An 18,929-nucleotide genomic window follows, 5' to 3' on the forward strand; every position below is an offset into this window, starting at 1 on the left:
CCTGGGTAGTCCGAACTTATTTGTGAAAAACTCATACGTGAAAAGGACATGTTGCCCGTGGCTACCACCACCCAAACAGACTCTTCCAAGACGGACGACTACGGCATCGAGCGCGCCTACGCTGATGACCCAGGTCCGGTAGACAAGGTGCGGGATAAGTCGCCTTTTGTCGACCACATCATGCGCATGCTGGGCCGCTACGGCGAAAATGGCGGCAACCAGTTCGCCGCCGGCATCACCTATTTCTCAGTGCTGGCAATATTCCCGCTATTCATGCTTACAGTGGCAGGCGTCGCAACGGTCTTGGCGAACCGCCCTGACCTCATGCAGCAGGTCCAGGATTACATTTCCAACTCCGTATCCGGCGACCTTGGTGGCACCATCAACGAGGTCCTAGAAACCGCCATCGCCCAGCGCGGCGCGATGTACGGCATCGGTGGCCTTACCACTCTCTGGTCCGGCTTGGGCTGGATGAATCACCTGCGTATCGGCATTTCTGCGATGTGGGATAAGGACCCGAACGAAACCCAGGGCAACTTCTTTACCCAAAAATTGAGCGACCTTCTGGGCCTAATCGGCCTGCTGGTGGCGCTCATCATCGCCTTCGGCGTTACCGCCGCGGGCTCGTCCGGTCTTACTCAGCAAATCTTTGACAAGGTCGGCATCGCCTCTTTCCCGGGCATGGACGCCGTGATCTTCCTGGCCGGTATTGCCCTCGGCCTGCTGGCGAACTTCCTCGTGTTCTGGTGGATGATCGTCTTCCTTCCACGCACAGAGGTCCCTACCAAGTCCGGCTTGAAGGGCGCGGTAATCGGTGCGGTGGCATTCGAGGCCATCAAGCAGCTTTCCACCGTGATCATGTCTTCTGCCTCCGGCAACCCCGCGGGTGCGGTATTTGGTCCGGTTATTGTGCTTATGGTCATGATGTACCTCGTTTGGCGCGTCGTACTTTATGTCTCCGCGTGGACCGCCACCACCGAAGAATCCATGGAGTTGGCGGAGCCACCAGTGCCGGAGCCTGCCGTGATCCGCGTGCGCAATGAGGTCAAGAGCGGACCGTCGACTAGCGTGACCCTCGGTGCAGGTGCGGCGATGGGTGCTGTGGTTGCTGGCATCGCGGCACTGCTACGTCGGAAGTAACATTTCCCGTCCCCGACACTATAATTTAGGCTCTGATTTAGACTACTTATTATGACTCCAGAATCCTTCGCGCCGAACCTGTACGAGCACTTTTCCCTCGACCATCGCAGCACTTCCCGAGAGCTGGGAATCTTGCTTGCTGCCAAGGACGCGCGTCTGGAGCAGATGGGCTTCGAGCTTGGCGACGACCGCCGGCAAGAAGCACAGATTGCCCACACAATCTTGTCTAACCCGGAAAACCGCGCCACCTACGATCAGGGCTTGGAGGATAGTTTCCAGCCCACTTGGGCGCAGCTGAGTGAGCTTGCCGCTTACGGCGAGTGGCCGGCGCAAATGCAGCGCCCACAGCAGCCTTATGGATTCGCTCCAACCGCGCAGGCCCAGGCTTCGCCTTTCGATCCTTTCGCGCCGCAGAATAAGGCGGCCGCTCCGGCACCGTTTAGCCCGTATCAGCCAGCGCAAGTTAACGCCGAGCGCCCGTTGGGCAGCACCCGTGCGCTGATGGCTATTGCGGACCTCGTCCTATGCGGCATGGTTTCTACTCCGATTGCGGCAATTAGTGCGGGGGCCTCGGAGCTGTCGATGTCTCTTATCTTCGGGCTGTGCACGATTTTGTACTGCGTAGGCTTCGAAGTTTCATGGGGCGCAACGCCGGTAAAGAAGCTGTTGGGCTATGAGGTCCGTGACCGGACTTCGGGTGACAAGCTCAGCGTTGTCCAGTCTTTGAAACGGCAGTGGTGGCGCGTTGTCACCCTCGTTCCAGGGTTGGGTGGGGTAGTCAGCTTCTTCGCCGCGATTTTCTACGCCACCACTATCAATCAGGAAAATAGTTTACTCGGTGCGCACGATAACCTCGCTAACGCCGAAGTAGTGAAAAAGCAGCGATAGCGATAACCAGCAAGGCCACTGCTGCAGCGATGACCCAGCCGGCCCAGCCCTCGATTTTCTCGAGGGCTGATTTTTTAGTTTCGGGGGCCTGTTGCGTGGTCTGCGGTGCGGGGCGAGGAGTTTCTTTCTGCGGGGCGTCGCCAAGCTTGCCGACGCCCGAGCCAGCCGGGACTTTATACGCGGCGTCGAGAAGCATCTGCGCCTGCTGCCACGCGCGGAAGCCGTGCTCGACGGTGGTATCTAAGATGACGGCCTGCAGGCGGCGGCCATTGCGGTCGAGTGCGCCAACGAAAGTGTGGTGGGCGTCTTCGGTGTAGCCGGTCTTACCGCCGATTCCGTTGGGATCGTTTAAATAAAGGCCGTTGTCGTTCCATAACTCGTAGCCGGGCAGCTCGCCCCAGCCGGGAAATTTGACGTGTTCGGTATCGACGATGCGGGCGAAAGTCTTATTTTGGAATGCCGCGCGGTAGATGATGGAGATGTCTTCCGCGGAGGTGGACATGCCGGCTGAATCGAGGCCCGAGTAGCTTGCCGCGTGGGTGGAGCGGGTGCCGAGCTTCTTCGCGAGCGCGTTGACTTTGCGTAGGGCCTTCTCATCGCCGCCAACTTGGCCGGCGAGGGCGTGGGCGGCGTCGTTGCCGGAGGCCATCAGTAGGCCCTCGAGGAGTTGTTCAACGGTGTATTCGCCGTCGGGGCCGATACCTACGGCGGAGCCTTCGACGGATGCATCTTCCATGGTGGCTTTGACTTTTTTGTCGAGGGGGACTTCCTCGATGACCACGAGTGCTAGAAGGGCCTTGATGATAGAAGCCGGCCGGTAGCGGCCGTGCGGGTCTTTCATGGCGATGATCTCGCCGGTGTCTAAGTCGCTGACCATCCAAGCGGAGGCGACGACGTCCTTATTGAGATCGAATCTTGGGGCGGCGGTGACACCACAGCGCTGCGTGGATTCGACAGGCGGCAGGGGAGTTGGGGTGGGTTGGCCCGGCGCGAGACGCTCCGAGGTGGAGACAGGCTCTCCGGGGCTAAGCGAATGGGGGCAGTTATCGGTGTTCGGCGCTTCGGTGCGGATGGACGAGGATTCGGCGTCCGTGCTCATTTCTGCGGCGTCTGCGTTGGTCTCGGCGCCTTCAGCGTTCGACTCAGCGTTGGAGTCAGGTTTGGACTCTGCGGGTGCAAAGTCTTGGGCCGAGGCAAGCGGAGCACTAGCGACGAGGCAGGCGGAAGCGAGGACGGTAGCGATAACGTATTTCATGGCATGGAACATCTTAAGCACAGTGCCTAGGATGTGTCTTATGCATGACGCACCATTAATCAGCCCAGAAAATAAAGATTCCGCGCCGGAGCTTATCGCTCGTCTACCCAAGGTCGAATTGGATGCGGTTTTCGCGCCGGAATCTTTGCCCGCAGATAGCGCCGCCTTGACCGCGGCGATGCGCGAATATGTTCAGGAATTGGCCGCGGCGAACGTGGTGTATGCAGAGATTCGTTTCGACCCACAGGCATTTGCTTTTGGTGCGGAAGCCGCGCTCGAAGCAGCGACAGCCGGCCTCGATGTTTCCGGAATTGATGCACGCTTGTTGCTGACCAACGCCCCGCAGTCCGCCAGCGCCCGTTTGGGCTCGCAGGTCGTCGGTTTTGTGCTGGAAGGCGAGAGTGATCCGCAGGTTGTTGCGGACCTGCGCGCGAATTTCGTGCCTTTCGTTGTTGATGTTCGCGGCCTCGAATTCGAGGCGGTTGCTGCTGCTGTGCAGGCCGGTGCCACTCGTTTGGCGCATGCGACCCAGCTGCCGGATGATTTCTCCGCCGATCTTGAGGGCATCCAGCCAGGAACGGTCTCGAGTTGGATTCGGGATCGCCATCTGGCAGCTACCTTTGAGCCACTGTCTTTTGCGGAATTCAGCGACCATCCGCTGCCGCTGCTACAGCAGCTGGGCTTTACCTGTGCCGTAACCGCCGGTTCGGGCAATCTCAATGAGGTGTTCCTGGCCTTAACCGAGCACTTTGGCTACGGGTTGGAGGAGTTCTTCGATTTGAGTGTGAAGGCGCTGGAGAACTCGTTTAGCACTGAGGAGGAGCGTCAGCACTTGCTGGAGACTGTCATCCTTCCCGCATACGAGGAGCTTTCTGACCCTGAGCTTGCAGGACCGGACACCGAAGAGTCCGTCGCCTCGGAATAGTTCCCCGGAGCAGCCGGCGAAGTAATGCCAGCACAAGCAAAAGACCCTGCATCGTAAAGGACCCTGCATCTTGCGATGCAGGGTCCTTTCACGTTGAGGCTAGAAGCGGGAGAAACGCTTGATGAGCATTTCCTCTAGGCCCTTCCATGCCTCTGCGTGGTGGTTATAAGGCTTCGAGGGGACGTAGCCTGCGTGCTCGGTAGAGCCCAGCATGTAGCCCAAGTAATCCTGGAAACGTGGGTTTTCGAGCATGTAGGAGTTAATAGAGTCGTCGCCAGCCCAGTCTGCGGCGTCTGCGCAAACCTCGTAGCAGCGGCCCATCTGGTCTTGGTCGACTGCCTCGGGGCCCTTCTCGATATCGCGGGTAAGCCCGTTGAAGGTGTACTGATTATCCGGGTGAACGCTAAGCTCTAGCTCGCCGGCGTTGGCCGCGGAGACGAGTTCCTCCCAGGTGGAAACGCGGGCAAGATCATGCTCGTCGTTTTCCATAATCCAGCGAACGAGAGTCTTCGGGGAGTTGAAGGTGAAGATTTCGCCCCACTTGCCCAAGAACACGGGTTTGCCGTCTAGGTAGGTGCGCAGCGTATAAACCGACTTCATGTCTGCGGTGATTTTGACCGGATCGATGCCAGCCGCAGCCCATGGGGAGTTGTCATATGGGTCCGCTGCCGCCGCAGCAGCTTTGCGTGCCTCCGCCTTTTCTTTTCGTTCCTTCTCGGCCGCCGCGGTTGCGGTTGCGATGCGCTCTTCGGCTGAAGCGACTTGCGCCGAGTCTAACTCGGAAGAATCTACTACCTTGACGTTGGAATCGAGGTCTTCGATTACTTTCTTCCAGTTAGCAAGGATTACGCGGCCTACACCAGACCATTCGCTCATGCCTTGCTCGCCCGCATAGTGGTCTGCACCGCGCGGGACGTTGCGCAGGATGGAGTGGGAGGCGAAGAAAATCACGGTGTGCTCGGCGCCGGCTACGTTAGCGAGAGACTCGGCGACCTCTAGGCAGCGAGCAACCGCGCTAACGTTTTCGTGGCTGGGGCGGCCAGCTAGGTGCGCCGGCATTCCGATGAGATCGAAGACTTCCTTCTTCGCTGGGCTGACGCGGTCTTCGGCACGCGCATCGAACTCGGACCACTGTGGATGGTCGAGGAGATCATGGTGCTTTCCGGACTCCAGGTAGCACAGCATCTCTGCTTCGGAGTTGAAAACGAGGACTGATTCCGCGTCCCCCAAAAATGCCTGCCACTCAGAGCCATTCTGGCGCCACTTTGGCGCCCATAGGGTGTAGAAATCGCCCTCGGTCAAGGAGAGCTGGACTGGAACAATTGCGCGTGTGCTCATGGGCAAACAGTCTACCCAAACACTTTAGATTCGCCGTATTCGCATATCCCGAGTCCAGCGAGATGCTTTTAGCCGGTGGGCCGCCAAAAGCCCTTGAAGGCCATACCCATATTGCTGGTGCGTAACGGACTCGTCTCCACTGGGCTGCCAGCTTCAATCATCTCGCCGCCGCCTTTGTACATCGCGACGTGCCCGTCCCACACCACGAGGTCTCCCGGCTGGAGCTCATTTGCGCTGACCTGCCTGCCCACGGTCTGTGCTTCCGCCGTTCGCGGAATCTCCACGCCCGCCTGGCGCCACGCCCATTGGGTAAGACCGGAGCAATCGAAGCCGCCGCTACCCGTACCGCCCCAAACATAAGGCGTACCGAGTTTGCTCATCGCCGCAGCGACTGCGGCCTTGCCTTGCTCGCTTCCCGCACCTGCGCTGGAAGAACCCGCCGCCTGTGCTGCAGCTGTAGATGAAAGCCCGGCGACCGGCTTAACCTCGCTTGGTTTCTCACTATTTCCCGGCGCTATATGCGGCTCGGCAGGCTCAGAGCTGCGGCCATTGACAGTCTTTTCCACCGCGCGCCGGGCAATGGGCAATAGCGGCTGCGCCGCCGCCAACAGTTCGCTCAAAAGCTGTTTTAAGCGCGCAAAAGCCTGTGCCAGATGGGACGCGATCAAACCTTGTATGTGCGCCCGAGCTGCCGCATTGATTGCCGGGTTCGGAACGAGCATCCCCAAAGCCACGGGGGCGGCCTTGGTCAACAGCGAGATGCCAATACCAATGAGGTCGCGGCCTGCAGCTTTAATCAGTTGTTGCGCCTGGGATACCGCGTTTTCGATGGTGGTGCGGTCTTTTTTAAGGACATTCGCGGCGTCGAGAAGCTTGGAAGGGTCACCGTGTGCAATCTCTGCCAGCGCCGGGACAGTCTCTAAATCCGGGACCTTTGGCAGGTCTACCGCCGGTAGCGCAGGAGGAGCCATTTGCGAAATCTGCTTTACCGCTGCCTCAATCATGAAAGAACACCTCCCAGATGAGCGGCAGCCGCAGAATCAGCGGCGTCCGCCTCCTCTGCCATGGCTACCGACGCCGCGGCTACCTCTTCCATATCCGCGCGCAGAGATTCTGTGCGGGAGTTGAGGTTGGCAACGGCGTCACAAAGATGAGCACCAAATGCAGAAAGTGAACCGTCAGGTATATGCGGAAGTGGAGGAGTGGTCTCTTGCGTGGCGGCAAAAAGTTCGCGGGCTAGATGTCGGGTGAGCTCGGTATCAATCGTGAAAGTCGTCATGGTCATTTGGACTGCCCCAAAACCCAAACGGTTCCCAAAAGTTCTAAAGTGGGAAACCATGGACATCCACGTAGTAGATCACCCGCTTGCTGCTTCCCGCCTGACCATCATGCGCGATGCCCGCAGTGATAACTCCGCATTCCGCGCCGCCCTCAAAGACCTCGGAACCATGCTTGTTTACGAGGCCGCCCGCGAACTCGACGTCGAGCACTTCGATTGCGAGACCCCCGTGGCAACAGCCGAAGGCAGCCGCCTGCTCGACCCGCCAATCATCGTTCCGATTATCCGCGCGGGACTGGGCATGATTGACCCAGCTCTCGCCATGATCCCAGATGCGCAGGTGGGCTTCATCGGCATGGCCCGCAACGAAGAGACCCACGAGCCGGTCCCTTACCTAGAGGCACTGCCAGAGGATCTTTCCGGCCGCACCGTCTTCGTGGTGGATCCAATGCTGGCCACCGGCGGTTCCTTGCTGCATTCCCTAAAGCTGCTGGCAGACCGCGGAGCCACCGACATCACCGCAATCTGCATGGTTTCCGCGCAGGAAGGCGTCGATGCGCTGGCCAATTCTGGCCTGCCTGTGCGTCTGGTTACTGCCGCGATTGACTCGCACCTGAATGAAGACGCCTACATCGTTCCTGGTTTGGGCGACGCCGGTGACCGCCTCTACGGCCCGCGCAACATCGATTTCTAATCTGCGCTAGGCTAGCGGCCACGAACTACTTATGGGGGAAAGGAAAGATTCGTGGCCAACAAAACGTGGGCGTTAGTAGGGCATGACTTTGCGGCGCGGCTACGGGGGATTCGTGCACGGCGTCGCATGTCCCAACAGGCTTTGGCGGAAATCTCGGGGGTCTCGCGCAGCCAAATCTCAAACTTGGAGCGTACGGATAAGGCGCTGCCGCTGCGTGCGGATCCGCAGCTTTCAACGATGTTTAAGTTGGCATTCGCGCTAGAGGTGCCACCCTCTGCGTTGCTGCCCGATGCGGAGCACATGCTTGACGAAGTCACCCCGTTTGCGCCCGAGTATATCGACCGGCGTCGCTTCGCAGCGGCCGCAGAATTTTAAAGAAGAAAAACTGCACCACTTGGTATATTCCGACGCTGAGCTGCGTGACTACCTGAACCGCTTTGTCTAGTTGTAGACTTTGAGGTCAGTAGAAAAATTTTGGGAGGTGCCGAGTGATTTCCACATTCGTGAATGAGTGGTTCGACAATCATCGCGCGGAAGTAATTGCATGGCGCCGCCATATTCATCGGCACCCGGAAACGTCCAATAATGAAGTTGAGACCACCAACTTCATCGCCCGTAGGCTCGAAGAGTATGGGTTAAATCCGCAGCGTTTCCCGCAGACTGGCCTGATGGTTGATATCGGCCCTGATACCGAGCAGGGCCGTTTGGCCTTTCGCGCCGACATCGATGCACTTCCGGTTACCGAGGTCACGGGGTTGGAATACACCTCCGAAAACCCCGGCGCCATGCACGCCTGCGGCCACGACGTGCACACCACCATCGCTTTGGGGCTTGCGTGCGCTCTGGCGGATTTCGAGCGCGCGCATTCCTTGCCGTTGGGTGTACGCGTTATCTTCCAGCCAGCGGAGGAAGTATGGGTCGGCGGCGCCACGGATGTGATCGAGTGGGGCGCTCTTGAAGGGGTTAACTCCATCTTCGCGGTACACGTGGAGCCGAAGCTGCGCGTGGGCCGAATTGGCGTGCGTGCCGGGGCGATTACCTCTGCAACCGACGTCGTCGAGCTTGAGATCAAAGGCCCAGGAGGTCATACCTCCCGCCCGCACCTTTCTGCAGACGTCGTCTACGCTTTGGGCAAGGCCATCACGGAGCTGCCGGCCCTGCTGTCGCGCCGGGTGGATCCGCGGACGGGAACGGTCTTGGTCTTCGGACAGGTCAATTCCGGCTATGCGCCGAACGCAATGCCGGAGTCTGGCACGCTAACGGGCACGATGCGCACCGCGGACATCGTTATCTGGCGCGGCATGCAAGCGCTATTTTCGGAGCTCGTGGAGCAGGTATTGGCGCCGGTTGGGGTGGAACACGAGCTGACCTATCACCGCGGCGTTCCGCCCGTGCTTAACGACGACGTCTCTACCGCACTGCTAGCATCTGCCGCACAGGCCATCGACCCGCAGGCCGTCGTCCAGGCCCCGCAATCCTCCGGCGGCGAGGACTTCTCTTGGTACTTAGAACACGTGCCGGGCTCCATGGCGCGTCTGGGCTGCTGGTCTGGCGAGGGCGAGCAGCACGATCTACACATGGGGGATCTCAATGTCGACGAGCGCTGCATCGGTGTAGGCGTGAAACTTTTCGGCTCCGTGGTGGAGCAATTTACCAAGGTGCAGGAATAGGGGAGCAACCATTACACTGTCTTAAGGATTAGGTCCTTAAACACTCTATAAAGGAGCATTAGACAGTGACGAAGGAAACGCTAGACGCTGCAATCGAGGATGCCCCGCGCATCGTTATCATCGGTGGCGGCCCAGCAGGTTACGAGGCTGCCATTGCCGGAGCCAAGTACGGCGCACAGATTACCCTGGTTGAAGAGCAGGGCCCCGGCGGTTCTTCCGTCTTGCTGGACTGCGTTCCTTCCAAGTCCTTCATTGCTGGTGCAAACCTGCGCACCGACTTTCGTCGCGCTGAAGCCATGGGGCTCAACGAGCAGCTCGGCTCAATGCAGCTGAAGCTGCAGGCCCTGAACGAACGCGTGCAGGCGCTGGCCGGCAAGCAGTCGGCAGACGTTCGTGCAGGCCTGGGGAAGATCGGCGTCAACGTTATTGACGGCCGCGCGAGCTTCAGCGAGGACCAGCATGGGGTGCAGGGCGCGGCGCACAAGGTCGACGTCGTCAAGCGCGAAGGCGAAACTGAAACCCTCGAGGCAGACCTCGTGCTCGTGGCTACCGGTGCCACCCCGCGCATCCTGCCGGGCGCGCAGCCAGACGGCGAGCGCATCCTGACCTGGCAGCAGGTCTATGACTTGAAGGAAGATCCGGAGCACCTCATCGTGGTCGGTTCTGGTGTGACCGGTGCGGAGTTCGTTTCTGCTTTTGCAGAGATGGGTGTCAAGGTAACCATGGTGGCTTCCCGTGACCGTATTCTGCCGCATGATGACGCCGACGCAGCCGACGTCCTCGAGACCGTTCTGGCTGAGCGCGGTGTGGAGTTGGAGAAGAACTGCCGCGTTGAGACCGTTACTCGTACCGAAGACGGCAATGTTGTGGTCAAGACGCAGGACGGCCGCGAGATTCATGGCTCACACGTCATCATGTCCATCGGCTCCATCCCGAATACCCAGGAACTTGGCCTTGAGCACGTTGGTGTGGCTACTCAGAAGTCGGGCCACATCAAGGTTGACCGCGTTTCTCGCACCAACGTCGCGGGCATCTACGCAGCCGGTGACTGCTCCGACCTGTTCCCGCTGGCTTCCGTGGCCGCTATGCAAGGCCGCATCGCGATGTACCACGCACTTGGTGAAGGCGTTTCGCCGTTGCGTTTGAAGACTGTCGCCACGGCCGTCTTCACGCGCCCGGAGATCGCAGCCGTGGGCTTCACCCAGGCAGAAATCGAGGCCGGCGAGGTTTCCGCGCGCACCATTACGATGCCGCTGAACACCAACCCGCGCGCGAAGATGCGCTCGCTGAACCACGGTTTCGTGAAGCTGTTCTGCCGTGCTACCTCCGGCCGCGTTATCGGCGGCGTCGTCGTTGCACCGACCGCTTCCGAGCTCATCCTGCCAATTGCTGTGGCAGTGACCAACCAGCTGACCGTTAACCAGCTGGCTGATTCCTTCGCGGTCTACCCGTCGCTGTCCGGCACCATCACTGAGGCGGCACGCCGTCTCGTGGCTCACGATGACCTGGAGTAAGCGATCTTTCCTTTCTTTTGCGCCCGCCTTTAGCAACCAGCCTAGGGTGGGCGCTTTTGCATGCGTTGTTAAAAGGTGGAGTAGGAATGCTCGGCGGTGCGATTGAGTGAAACCTGGATGGGACGATCTGCTTGTGGAAGGGCACGCTGGGGACAATGTTCGCGCGGGCAAGCGGTACAACCAGGGCCGATAGGGGTGGCGGCGGATAAGTCTAGATTAAGAGCATCGGCGTAGACAATGCGGTCGGCCTCAGAGATATCGCAGCCTAAGCCCACGGCGAATTCCTTGCGAGGGGTTCCCCAAGATTTTGCGGTTCCTTGCACAAAGCGACCTATCCACAGGTAGGAATGGCCATCCGGCATGGCGGCTACCTGGCGGGTGATGCGGTTGGGCGTTTCAAAGGCGCGGTGGACTACCCACAGCGGGCAAGAACCACCCGAGCGGGCGAAGACCAAACCATCAAAGAGGCAGCCTAATGAACCGACATCAACCCCGGACCGGACCCTAGCACCACCCCTGACACTGTCCTCGATTCAGAAAGCACAGATACACCACTTCCGCGGACTTGACCCCGCTTTTCTAGCAGGCCTTCCGCGAAGAGGACGGTAAGTGCCTTGGCGGAGGTGGTCGGGTTGACGGAATGGAACGCGGAAAGCTCGTTGGTGCTGGGGGCGTGTTCGCCTTCTGGCAGCTCGCCGCTGATAATAATGTCTCTGATTCCTCCTGTCAGCTGCTGATAAATAGGCCGGGTGTCACTCATTACGCAGACCTCTGTGAAAGTGGCATAGAGATTCCCTTTCTGGTTTATGGGTTTACTACCTATGTGGGTAACCACATAACGGAAGGTGCCCACGGTCAACGGTAGATGTGACTGCGGGCTGAGTGAATCGGCAATTAGCGCTGGTTAAGACGGTTTCGTTGAGCGAATGTTCCGATGACAGTGCCAAGTAGAACTGCGATTATGGTTAATCCCATTGCTGTCCAATCGATGGCGAATAGAAAGCCGTCGCCAAGTAGAAAGCTAAATCCTGCTAAAGGAGCGAGACCGCTAAAGGTTCCGATTACTAGGGAGCTAAAACAGATAAAGCTTATGGCCCACGAAAGAGATTTGATGCTCCAATCACGGCTAAGCCCTAGATGGAAAAAGGCGGTATGTAACGCTTTCATACTGCTACTCAGTCCGCGTGAAACCACCAAGGCTATGGCAATAGCGGAAAGTAGAGCTGCCGTAAGGCTGATGTAGAACGATAAGGGGGTCTCGGTTTCGTAACCTTTGGAAAGCTGGATGTCTTCGGGCGGTATGCCAAGTTCGTTTGCGACTTTTGGCACACGTTCTGCCTTTTGGGCGGATAATCCGTCGAATACCCAGAGGGGTGAATTAGTAGGAAGCCCAAGCTGCTGAGCCGTAGCTTCTAAAACGACACCTCCAACTTGTCTGCCCCAGTAATGTCCAAAAGAACTCTCTTGGGCATCGAGGATGTGCGACTTTCCGCTTGAATCAGTGATCTGTGTGTGGGAGGCGTCGACAAGCTTTTCGTCGCGTACGAGAACGCCGCCGCGTTCAAGAGTTTTCCTTTCGTCAGAAGTTAGTCTTTCGTCGGTAAGCTTTTCCCAACTATCGATATCGTGAACGGATAGAACGCCAAAAGCTCCTGAGATATTGGGATCCATCGGTAGTCCTGCGGAAAGTCGCTGCACGGAAATAGGCTCGGGCAGGTCACCTTGGGCGACTAAAGAATTCTGTGCAGTTCCATTTACGGAGTCCGTCTCAGCTGGCAGAGTTAAGATTGCCTGGTCAGGTGGGACAATTGGTGCATAGGATTCAGCTTCCGAAGCGGTCATGCTAGCGGCCAGACTGCTGCTAAAAATGGCTATCCCAACCGTGCTGGATAATAAGCCCAGCCCAATAAGTGGAAGAAAACGGTGTGAACTCAAAAACCGCCGAGCAAGACGACTCGGTGACGTGGGGGCATTGCTTTTAATCGAAATAGTCAAAAGGAGCGCCACCGCAAAAGCGAGCGCCAACGTGGGGATCGGGGCTAGGGTTGTGAAAATTTCCGGACCGACTACCCCTGCGAATAGCACGGTTGCTAGTGCTATGCCGCACAAAGTGGGGATGATCCCAGCCGACGCTCTTTTCCATTTCGAGGAAAGCTTATGTTCAGCAGCGTGAGTTTTATGAAATCGTACTGGAAGCACGGTTGTCAGCGCGCTAAAAATTGGCGGAAGTACTGCGGAGACGAGCAGCAAGCAACACCACTTCCAGGGGAGTGCGAAATCTCGCCCGGGTACGGATCCCAGCTTTGCTAGTTGGTTCCTAAAGAGGTGGGGAATGAGTGCGCCGGTGACAATAGCGCAGGTTGAAATGGATAGAACTAGGAAAAGAAGACGGAGGTGAAAGATACTCCACAACTTCTTTCTGGCAATTCCGAGTTGATGTAGTGAAGTAGCTGGAGTTTTGAGTGCGCGGCGTTGAGTAGTCGTTAAGAAAGCGGAGAAGAACAGCGGCAAGACAAACGCAAACGCACCGAAGAAAAACGAGTATTCATCAAGGAGGCTTTTGGGAGGTTGTTCTTCCAGCGATTGCTTAGAGAGGTATGACAGTTTCACTGCCTCTTTGGCACTGAGCTCGGCATTATCACTGTGTGCAATGCGGTTCATTGTCTTTTCCAGTTCGCTCAGGTTCGAGGACTGGTTATCCAAAAGCATTGGGCGTGCTCCAACGCTTGATGGAGATACAGGTGAAGTAGTGAGATCCCAGGTACCTGGGGCCGCATAAACAGCGCTTGCCTTCGGCATAAACTCATTTGTGACGGTGCCGACCACGTTTACCTTGAGGTTGCTGCTAAAGGCACTGACCTCTGTTTCCTCGGAAATGCCGCTAGGCGTGGTTGCAACTATTTCCCCGGGTGAAGTTGGCCACCGCCCTGATTTCAAGGTTAAGCCGTAGCTGGAACCGTGGCTTTCCCAATCACCTTCTGCGTATGTCATCCTGCGACCGGGGTCAGCGTCCGTGTAGAAATCCTGCGATATAAGTTCACGAGAGAACCGTTCGGGATCTTCCGGTGAGGATAGGCAATCGTCGATTTTGTCGCCTAGAGCAAGTGAACAGGGTGCGTCTGCTCTCTGCTGGTTATCGCCTAGATTGGATGCGACGTGTTGCTCGACGGACATTGTCATAAGCATTGAGCTTGTGGCCGTTGCAGCAAGGAGAAGAATACTGAGCGCGGCTAGTGCGTACATAAGGCGCACTTTGGGTTGCTGCTTGGTGATTTTAAACAGAAGTTGACTAACCAAGTGACTTCTCCGCTTCTTGGTCGTTGTGCAGTAGGCCGTCGATCAGGGTGAAAGATCGCGTGCAATACTCCAGTACGATCGGATCATGGGAAGCGGTAATGATGGTCGTTCCTTCGCTAGCGAGTTTTTGGAACAAGGCGAATACGCTTCGCGAGTTTTGTTCATCCAGGGCAGCAGAAGGCTCGTCTGCCAATAGGACGGACCGTTTCCCGCTCAATGCACGGGCAATACCCACCCGCTGGCATTGCCCGCGGGACAATTCGTCGGGGTATCGAGTTTCTAACCCCTCGAGTCCTACCTGTTTTAGGAGGGATTCGGCCGCCGTTCGAGCTTCTGTAGCCTCGTATCCTGCCGCTGAGAGGACGAGTTGTACATTTTCTGCCGCGGTTAGCTCGGGAATGATGAGATCGGATTGGTGGACAACGCCAACAACCTCCCTGCGTAGTCGAAGCAAGTCCTTTTCGGACGCGGTGTCTACCCTGATTCCGTCAACCGTGATGGAGCCCGAGTTGACGGATATTAGTCCGGACAGGGCGTCCAAAAAGGTTGTTTTTCCTGAACCGCTTTTTCCGGAGATGGCAATGAATTCTCCAGCTTCTGCTTCTAAAGAAACTCCTTTGAGTGCGTGAGTAGCTTTAGGGCCGGAGCCGAGCGTTTTATGAACTTGGTGAATGCGAATATGGGTCATTTAATTCTGAAGTATTGAAGCTGGGAAGAAAGGTGAATTTCGTCCTTCTTCCCAGCTAACGATTGATTACTTAGCAGCCCCGATTGGTGCGCCAGGAGGTGAGGGTGTCGTTGTCCCACCAGCCCACATAATTGTTATTGGAAAATGGGGTCATGGTGTGGCACTTGCCGCCGCCATTGGCGTGCTGATACCAAGCGGCATGGCCTCCGGTGTTATTGATCCACGATGACGTCTTGTCATTAGCGTTGCGCGAAACATTCATAATTCCGATTCCTGGGCCACGGGATCCCAGGAACCCTCCGAAGTTCGCTTCATTGAAAATGCATACAAGGCCTCCGCCGCATTCACTTGCCGAGGCGTTGGCTGTCGGTACAGCGATACCGCTTAGTGCCGCGATAATAGCGCTAGCTGTAGCGAGTTTTTTATTCTCATTTTCTCTCCTTGTTAGAGACTGGTGGAATGTGCGCTGAGTGCGCACTAAGAAAATAACTCTCTGAATATAAATAGGAATTAATTAAAAGGAAACTTTCATGTAGAGAAGGTGAATTCTTCGTAAACCTAAGGTGGGGTCCGCTGAATCTTGTTGAGGAAAAAATTTGCAAGGTTTACAGGGGTCGTAAGTCTGTTGTTACTGGTCGAGCTGCAGAAATCCCCTAGGGCGTCACTCCACTGCTGGTATGTGTGGCGAATTCGGCGTAGAAAAGGGCAGACATTTTAGGGGCAGCTCTCTAAACTGAGATGCGGATCACCCGAGTGGAGACGCTGTATTTCAGCGCCTTCCGAGTTGAAAGGAACACAGAAGTGGCTAATCCCGCGCTTCCATCGTTCAAAAAGATTCTGGTAGCCAACCGTGGCGAAATTGCCGTGCGCGCATTCCGTGCTGCCTTTGAGACTGGGGCTAAGACCGTCGCGGTCTACCCTCGTGAGGACCGGAACTCCTTCCACCGCGCCTTCGCTGATGAGGCTGTCCGTATCGGTACTGAGGGCCAGCCGGTGAAGGCTTATCTGGATATTGATGAAATCATTCGCGCCGCCAAGAAGTCCGGGGCGGATGCCATCTACCCAGGCTACGGTTTCCTTTCTGAACGCGCGGATCTCGCCCGTGCGTGTGAGGACAATGGCATTAAGTTTATTGGTCCAACGCCAAGCACGTTGGACCTAACCGGTGATAAGGCTGCTGCGGTCAGCGCGGCGAAAGAAGCTGGCCTGCCGACACTGCAGGACTCCGAGCCTTCCACGGACCCCGATGTACTGGCCGGTTACGCCAAGGACTTCACCTTCCCGGTATTTGTCAAGGCCGTCGCCGGTGGCGGCGGACGCGGCATGCGTTTCATCGAGAACGAGGCCGAGCTCAAGACCAAGTGTGCTGAGGCTTCCCGCGAGGCAGAGGCGGCTTTTGGCGACGGCCACGTCTACCTCGAGACGGCCGTCATCAAGCCCCAGCACATTGAGGTGCAGATTCTGGCGGACTCCCAGGGCAACGTCGTACACCTCTTCGAGCGTGACTGCTCCGTGCAGCGCCGTCACCAGAAGGTCGTCGAGATCGCTCCCGCCCCGACCCTGGATCCGCAGCTGCGTGACCGCATTTGTGCCGATGCCGTAAAGTTCTGCCAGCACATCAACTATGAAGGTGCCGGCACCGTTGAGTTCCTCGTGGATGAGAAGGGCAACCACGTCTTCATTGAGATGAACCCGCGCGTGCAGGTTGAGCACACCGTGACCGAGGAAGTCACCGGCGTGGACATTGTGAAGTCCCAGATGCAGATCGCCGCTGGTGTCTCCCTTGAGGAGCTCGGCCTGCGCCAAGAAGAGATCGCCCTTACCGGCGCTGCTCTTCAGTGCCGTATCACCACTGAGGACCCAGCCAACGGCTTTCGCCCAGACACCGGCACCCTGACCACCTACCGCTCTCCGGGCGGCGCAGGCGTACGTCTCGACGGCGCAACCGCAGTCGGTGCGGAGATTTCCCCGAACTTCGACTCCTTGCTGGTCAAGATGACCTGCCGTGGCGCTTCCTTCGAGCAAGCAGTTGCTCGTGCGCAGCGTGCGCTCAACGAGTTCACCGTCTCCGGCGTGGCCACCAACATCGGCTTCCTGCGCGCCCTGCTGCGCGAGCCTGACTTCGTAGCCACACGCGTGGACACCGGCTTCATCCCGGAGCACCCAGACCTGCTCAAGGCTCCGCCGGCAGTGGATGAGTCCGGCCGCATCATCGACTACATCGCTGATGTCACGGTCAATAAGCCAAACGGCGAGCGCCCGACCAAGCTGCGTCCTTTCGACAAGATTCCTACCTTCGACAAGTCCCAGCCACTGCCGCGCGGTTCCCGCGATGAGCTGCTGGAGCTCGGTCCAAAGAAGTGGGCTGAGAAGATTCGTGCCCAGTCCGCGCTGGCTGTCACCGACACCACTTTCCGCGATGCGCACCAGTCCCTGCTGGCCACCCGTGTGCGCGGTACCGACTTGGTCACCGCTGCTGAGGCTGTCGCGCGCATGACCCCGGAGCTCTTCTCCGTCGAGGCGTGGGGCGGCGCAACGTACGACGTCGCCATGCGCTTCCTCAAGGAGGACCCATGGGTCCGCCTGGATCTGCTGCGTGAGGCAATGCCGAACCAGAACATCCAGATGCTGCTGCGTGGCCGCAACACCGTCGGCTACTCCCCGTATGCAAACGACGTGTGCAACGCGTTCGTTCAGGAAGCTGCCAAGTCCGGAGTTGATGTCTTCCGCATCTTCGATGCGCTGAACGACGTCACCCAGATGCGCCCGGCTATCGACGCTGTCCTGGAGACCAACACCACCGTGGCCGAGGTTGCCATGGCCTACTCGGGCGACATGTGCTCGCCGGGGGAGAAGCTCTACACGCTGGACTACTACCTGAAGCTGGCTGAGGAAATCGTGAACACCGGCGCCCACGTGCTGGCCATTAAGGATATGGCTGGCCTGCTGCGCCCTGAGTCTGCTTCCAAGCTGGTCATGGCGCTGCGCAAGGAATTCGACCTGCCGGTTCACGTCCACACTCACGACACCGCGGGTGGCCAGCTGGCTACCTATTACGCTGCGGCGCTCTCTGGCGCGGACGTCGTCGACGGTGCTTCCGCACCGCTGGCTGGTACCACCTCGCAGCCTTCGCTGTCCGCCATCATCGCGGCGTTCTCCAACTCCTCGCGCGACACCGGCATCGATCTGAAAGCCGTCTCCGATCTCGAGCCTTACTGGGAGGCTGTCCGCCAGCTCTACCGTCCGTTTGAGAAGGGCATTCCTGGCCCGACCGGCCGTGTCTACCGCCACGAGATCCCCGGTGGACAGCTGTCTAACCTGCGCGCGCAGGCCACGGCCTTGGGCTTGGAGGACCGCTTCGAGGTCATCGAGGACACCTATGCCGCCGTCAATGAGATGCTTGGCCGTCCGACCAAGGTCACTCCGTCCTCGAAGGTCGTCGGCGATCTCGCGCTGCACCTCGTGGGTGCGGGCGTCGACGCAGCAGACTTCGAGGCCGACCCGACCAAGTACGACATCCCAGATTCCGTCATCGCGTTCCTTCGCGGCGAGCTCGGTACCCCTCCAGGTGGCTGGCCACCGCTGCGCGACAAGGTCCTTGAGGGCCGCGCGCCTGGCGACGTCTCCGTCAAGCCAGTACCGGAAGAGGAGAAAGCTCACCTGGTCTCCGACAACTCTGACGAGCGCCGTGCGTCCCTGAACCGACTGCTCTTCCCGAAGCAGTTCGAGGAGTTCAATGAGTTCCGCCGCACCTTTGGCAACACTGAGGCGCTCACGGACACCGTCTTCCTCTACGGCTTGGAAGAGGGCAACGAGTACATCGTCCACTACTTCCCGGATGGCTCCAACGATCGTGCGGATCTCAAGACGATCACGCTGCGTCTCGACGCCCTCGGCGAGCCGGATGAGAAGGGTATGCGCAACGTTGTGCTCAACGTCAATGGCCAGATTCGCCCGATGAAGGTCCGCGACAAAAACGTGGAGTCCTCGGTGGCCACCGTGGAGAAGGCCGACCCGTCCAACGATGGCCACGTGGCCGCGCCGTTCGCGGGCGTGGTCAACGCCACCGTGAAGGCTGGTGACGAGGTCAAGGCCGGCGACCAAGTCGCCGTCATCGAGGCCATGAAGATGGAAGCCTCCATCTCCGCAACCAAGGACGGCAAGGTCGAGCGCGTAGCCATCGGCCAGGCCACCAAGGTTGAAGGTGGCGACCTCATCGTGGTCATTAACTAATCAGCTAT

16 protein-coding genes and 1 pseudogene are annotated in these 18,929 nt (G+C 58.2%); 8 read left to right on the plus strand and 9 right to left on the minus strand.

Annotation, left to right across the window (positions count from 1 at the left end):
• Nucleotides 1-57: 57 nt before the first annotated feature.
• Together HMPREF3158_RS11970 and HMPREF3158_RS11975 are read left to right on the plus strand one after the other, a co-directional pair.
• Nucleotides 58-1,140, plus strand: coding sequence for a YhjD/YihY/BrkB family envelope integrity protein (locus HMPREF3158_RS11970; protein ID WP_062035779.1), 1,083 nt, complete (start codon nt 58-60; stop codon nt 1,138-1,140).
• Nucleotides 1,141-1,191: 51 nt separating this feature from the next.
• Entirely contained in the window at nt 1,192-2,028 is an 837-nt protein-coding gene (locus tag HMPREF3158_RS11975; protein WP_062035778.1) for an RDD family protein, read from the plus strand.
• Here HMPREF3158_RS11975 and HMPREF3158_RS11980 read toward each other — a convergent pair.
• Complete coding sequence (locus tag HMPREF3158_RS11980) at nt 1,997-3,283, minus strand: D-alanyl-D-alanine carboxypeptidase family protein (RefSeq protein ID WP_070498741.1); 1,287 nt, start codon at nt 3,281-3,283, stop codon at nt 1,997-1,999. The two genes, HMPREF3158_RS11975 and HMPREF3158_RS11980, sit on opposite strands and share 32 nt — an antisense overlap.
• Nucleotides 3,284-3,323: 40 nt before the next feature.
• Here HMPREF3158_RS11980 and HMPREF3158_RS11985 point away from each other — a divergent pair, with 40 nt between their 5' ends.
• Nucleotides 3,324-4,208 carry an amidohydrolase family protein gene (locus HMPREF3158_RS11985; RefSeq protein ID WP_246816218.1) on the plus strand — a complete coding sequence of 295 codons (885 nt, stop codon included), beginning with the start codon at nt 3,324-3,326 and terminating at the stop codon, nt 4,206-4,208.
• A gap of 99 nt (nt 4,209-4,307) precedes the next feature.
• Here the strand turns inward: HMPREF3158_RS11985 and HMPREF3158_RS11990 are convergent, their stop codons facing one another.
• The 3 genes from HMPREF3158_RS11990 to HMPREF3158_RS12000 all read right to left on the minus strand — a co-directional run bounded on the left by HMPREF3158_RS11990 (nt 4,308) and on the right by HMPREF3158_RS12000 (nt 6,831).
• Nucleotides 4,308-5,546, minus strand: coding sequence for a hypothetical protein (locus HMPREF3158_RS11990; RefSeq protein WP_070498680.1), 1,239 nt, complete (start codon nt 5,544-5,546; stop codon nt 4,308-4,310).
• A gap of 68 nt (nt 5,547-5,614) precedes the next feature.
• Nucleotides 5,615-6,550: a C40 family peptidase gene (locus tag HMPREF3158_RS11995; RefSeq protein ID WP_062035775.1), complete on the minus strand. Its 936-nt coding sequence runs from the start codon at nt 6,548-6,550 to the stop codon at nt 5,615-5,617.
• The gene (locus tag HMPREF3158_RS12000; RefSeq protein ID WP_062035774.1) at nt 6,547-6,831 is read right to left on the minus strand and encodes a hypothetical protein; all 285 of its coding nucleotides are present in this window, start codon (nt 6,829-6,831) and stop codon (nt 6,547-6,549) included. Before HMPREF3158_RS12000 ends, HMPREF3158_RS11995 begins: the two co-directional genes overlap by 4 nt.
• Nucleotides 6,832-6,883: 52 nt before the next feature.
• Here HMPREF3158_RS12000 and upp point away from each other — a divergent pair, with 52 nt between their 5' ends.
• The 4 genes from upp to HMPREF3158_RS12020 all read left to right on the plus strand — a co-directional run bounded on the left by upp (nt 6,884) and on the right by HMPREF3158_RS12020 (nt 10,703).
• Nucleotides 6,884-7,519, plus strand: coding sequence for a uracil phosphoribosyltransferase (upp, locus tag HMPREF3158_RS12005; protein WP_070498681.1), 636 nt, complete (start codon nt 6,884-6,886; stop codon nt 7,517-7,519).
• 51 nt (nt 7,520-7,570) lie between these two features.
• The gene (locus HMPREF3158_RS12010; RefSeq protein ID WP_062035772.1) at nt 7,571-7,894 is read left to right on the plus strand and encodes a helix-turn-helix domain-containing protein; all 324 of its coding nucleotides are present in this window, start codon (nt 7,571-7,573) and stop codon (nt 7,892-7,894) included.
• Nucleotides 7,895-8,007: 113 nt separating this feature from the next.
• Nucleotides 8,008-9,189, plus strand: coding sequence for a M20 family metallopeptidase (locus HMPREF3158_RS12015; RefSeq protein WP_070498683.1), 1,182 nt, complete (start codon nt 8,008-8,010; stop codon nt 9,187-9,189).
• 65 nt (nt 9,190-9,254) lie between these two features.
• Nucleotides 9,255-10,703 carry an NAD(P)H-quinone dehydrogenase gene (locus HMPREF3158_RS12020; RefSeq protein ID WP_246816219.1) on the plus strand — a complete coding sequence of 483 codons (1,449 nt, stop codon included), beginning with the start codon at nt 9,255-9,257 and terminating at the stop codon, nt 10,701-10,703.
• A 68-nt stretch (nt 10,704-10,771) separates the two neighbouring features.
• Here the strand turns inward: HMPREF3158_RS12020 and HMPREF3158_RS12025 are convergent.
• The 5 genes and pseudogenes from HMPREF3158_RS12025 to HMPREF3158_RS12045 form a co-directional block, all read right to left on the minus strand.
• A pseudogene (locus tag HMPREF3158_RS12025) lies at nt 10,772-11,152 on the minus strand (DUF2083 domain-containing protein); the annotation flags it as partial.
• Between the two features lie 23 nt (nt 11,153-11,175).
• The gene (locus HMPREF3158_RS13235) at nt 11,176-11,463 is read right to left on the minus strand and encodes a GntR family transcriptional regulator (RefSeq protein ID WP_246816220.1); all 288 of its coding nucleotides are present in this window, start codon (nt 11,461-11,463) and stop codon (nt 11,176-11,178) included.
• Nucleotides 11,464-11,597: 134 nt separating this feature from the next.
• The gene (locus HMPREF3158_RS12035; RefSeq protein WP_141741056.1) at nt 11,598-13,877 is read right to left on the minus strand and encodes a hypothetical protein; all 2,280 of its coding nucleotides are present in this window, start codon (nt 13,875-13,877) and stop codon (nt 11,598-11,600) included.
• A gap of 115 nt (nt 13,878-13,992) precedes the next feature.
• Complete coding sequence (locus HMPREF3158_RS12040; RefSeq protein WP_062035768.1) at nt 13,993-14,688, minus strand: ABC transporter ATP-binding protein; 696 nt, start codon at nt 14,686-14,688, stop codon at nt 13,993-13,995.
• Nucleotides 14,689-14,758: 70 nt separating this feature from the next.
• Entirely contained in the window at nt 14,759-15,166 is a 408-nt protein-coding gene (locus HMPREF3158_RS12045; protein ID WP_158510261.1) for a peptidase inhibitor family I36 protein, read from the minus strand.
• Nucleotides 15,167-15,489: 323 nt separating this feature from the next.
• On the opposite strand from HMPREF3158_RS12045, the gene HMPREF3158_RS12050 reads away from it, so the two are divergent.
• Nucleotides 15,490-18,921 (plus strand): pyruvate carboxylase, encoded by a 3,432-nt coding sequence (locus HMPREF3158_RS12050; protein ID WP_062035766.1) that lies wholly within the window; start codon nt 15,490-15,492, stop codon nt 18,919-18,921.
• Nucleotides 18,922-18,929 lie beyond the last annotated feature (8 nt).

Origin of the sequence: Corynebacterium sp. HMSC06G04 (assembly GCF_001807365.1) — a bacterium.
GTDB classification, from domain to species: Bacteria; Actinomycetota; Actinomycetes; order Mycobacteriales; family Mycobacteriaceae; genus Corynebacterium; species Corynebacterium simulans.

Bases quoted from the DNA above. Each gene is read 5' to 3' on its own strand.
- upp (WP_070498681.1), top strand. From the start codon at position 6,884: ATGGACATCCACGTAGTAGATCACCCGCTTGCTGCTTCCCGCCTGACC.
- HMPREF3158_RS11980 (WP_070498741.1), bottom strand. From the start codon at position 3,283: ATGAAATACGTTATCGCTACCGTCCTCGCTTCCGCCTGCCTCGTCGCT.
- HMPREF3158_RS12000 (WP_062035774.1), bottom strand. From the start codon at position 6,831: ATGACCATGACGACTTTCACGATTGATACCGAGCTCACCCGACATCTA.
- HMPREF3158_RS11985 (WP_246816218.1), top strand. From the start codon at position 3,324: ATGCATGACGCACCATTAATCAGCCCAGAAAATAAAGATTCCGCGCCG.
- HMPREF3158_RS12040 (WP_062035768.1), bottom strand. From the start codon at position 14,688: ATGACCCATATTCGCATTCACCAAGTTCATAAAACGCTCGGCTCCGGC.
- HMPREF3158_RS13235 (WP_246816220.1), bottom strand. From the start codon at position 11,463: ATGAGTGACACCCGGCCTATTTATCAGCAGCTGACAGGAGGAATCAGA.
- HMPREF3158_RS11975 (WP_062035778.1), top strand. From the start codon at position 1,192: ATGACTCCAGAATCCTTCGCGCCGAACCTGTACGAGCACTTTTCCCTC.
- HMPREF3158_RS11990 (WP_070498680.1), bottom strand. From the start codon at position 5,546: ATGAGCACACGCGCAATTGTTCCAGTCCAGCTCTCCTTGACCGAGGGC.
- HMPREF3158_RS12035 (WP_141741056.1), bottom strand. From the start codon at position 13,877: ATGTCCGTCGAGCAACACGTCGCATCCAATCTAGGCGATAACCAGCAG.
- HMPREF3158_RS11995 (WP_062035775.1), bottom strand. From the start codon at position 6,550: ATGATTGAGGCAGCGGTAAAGCAGATTTCGCAAATGGCTCCTCCTGCG.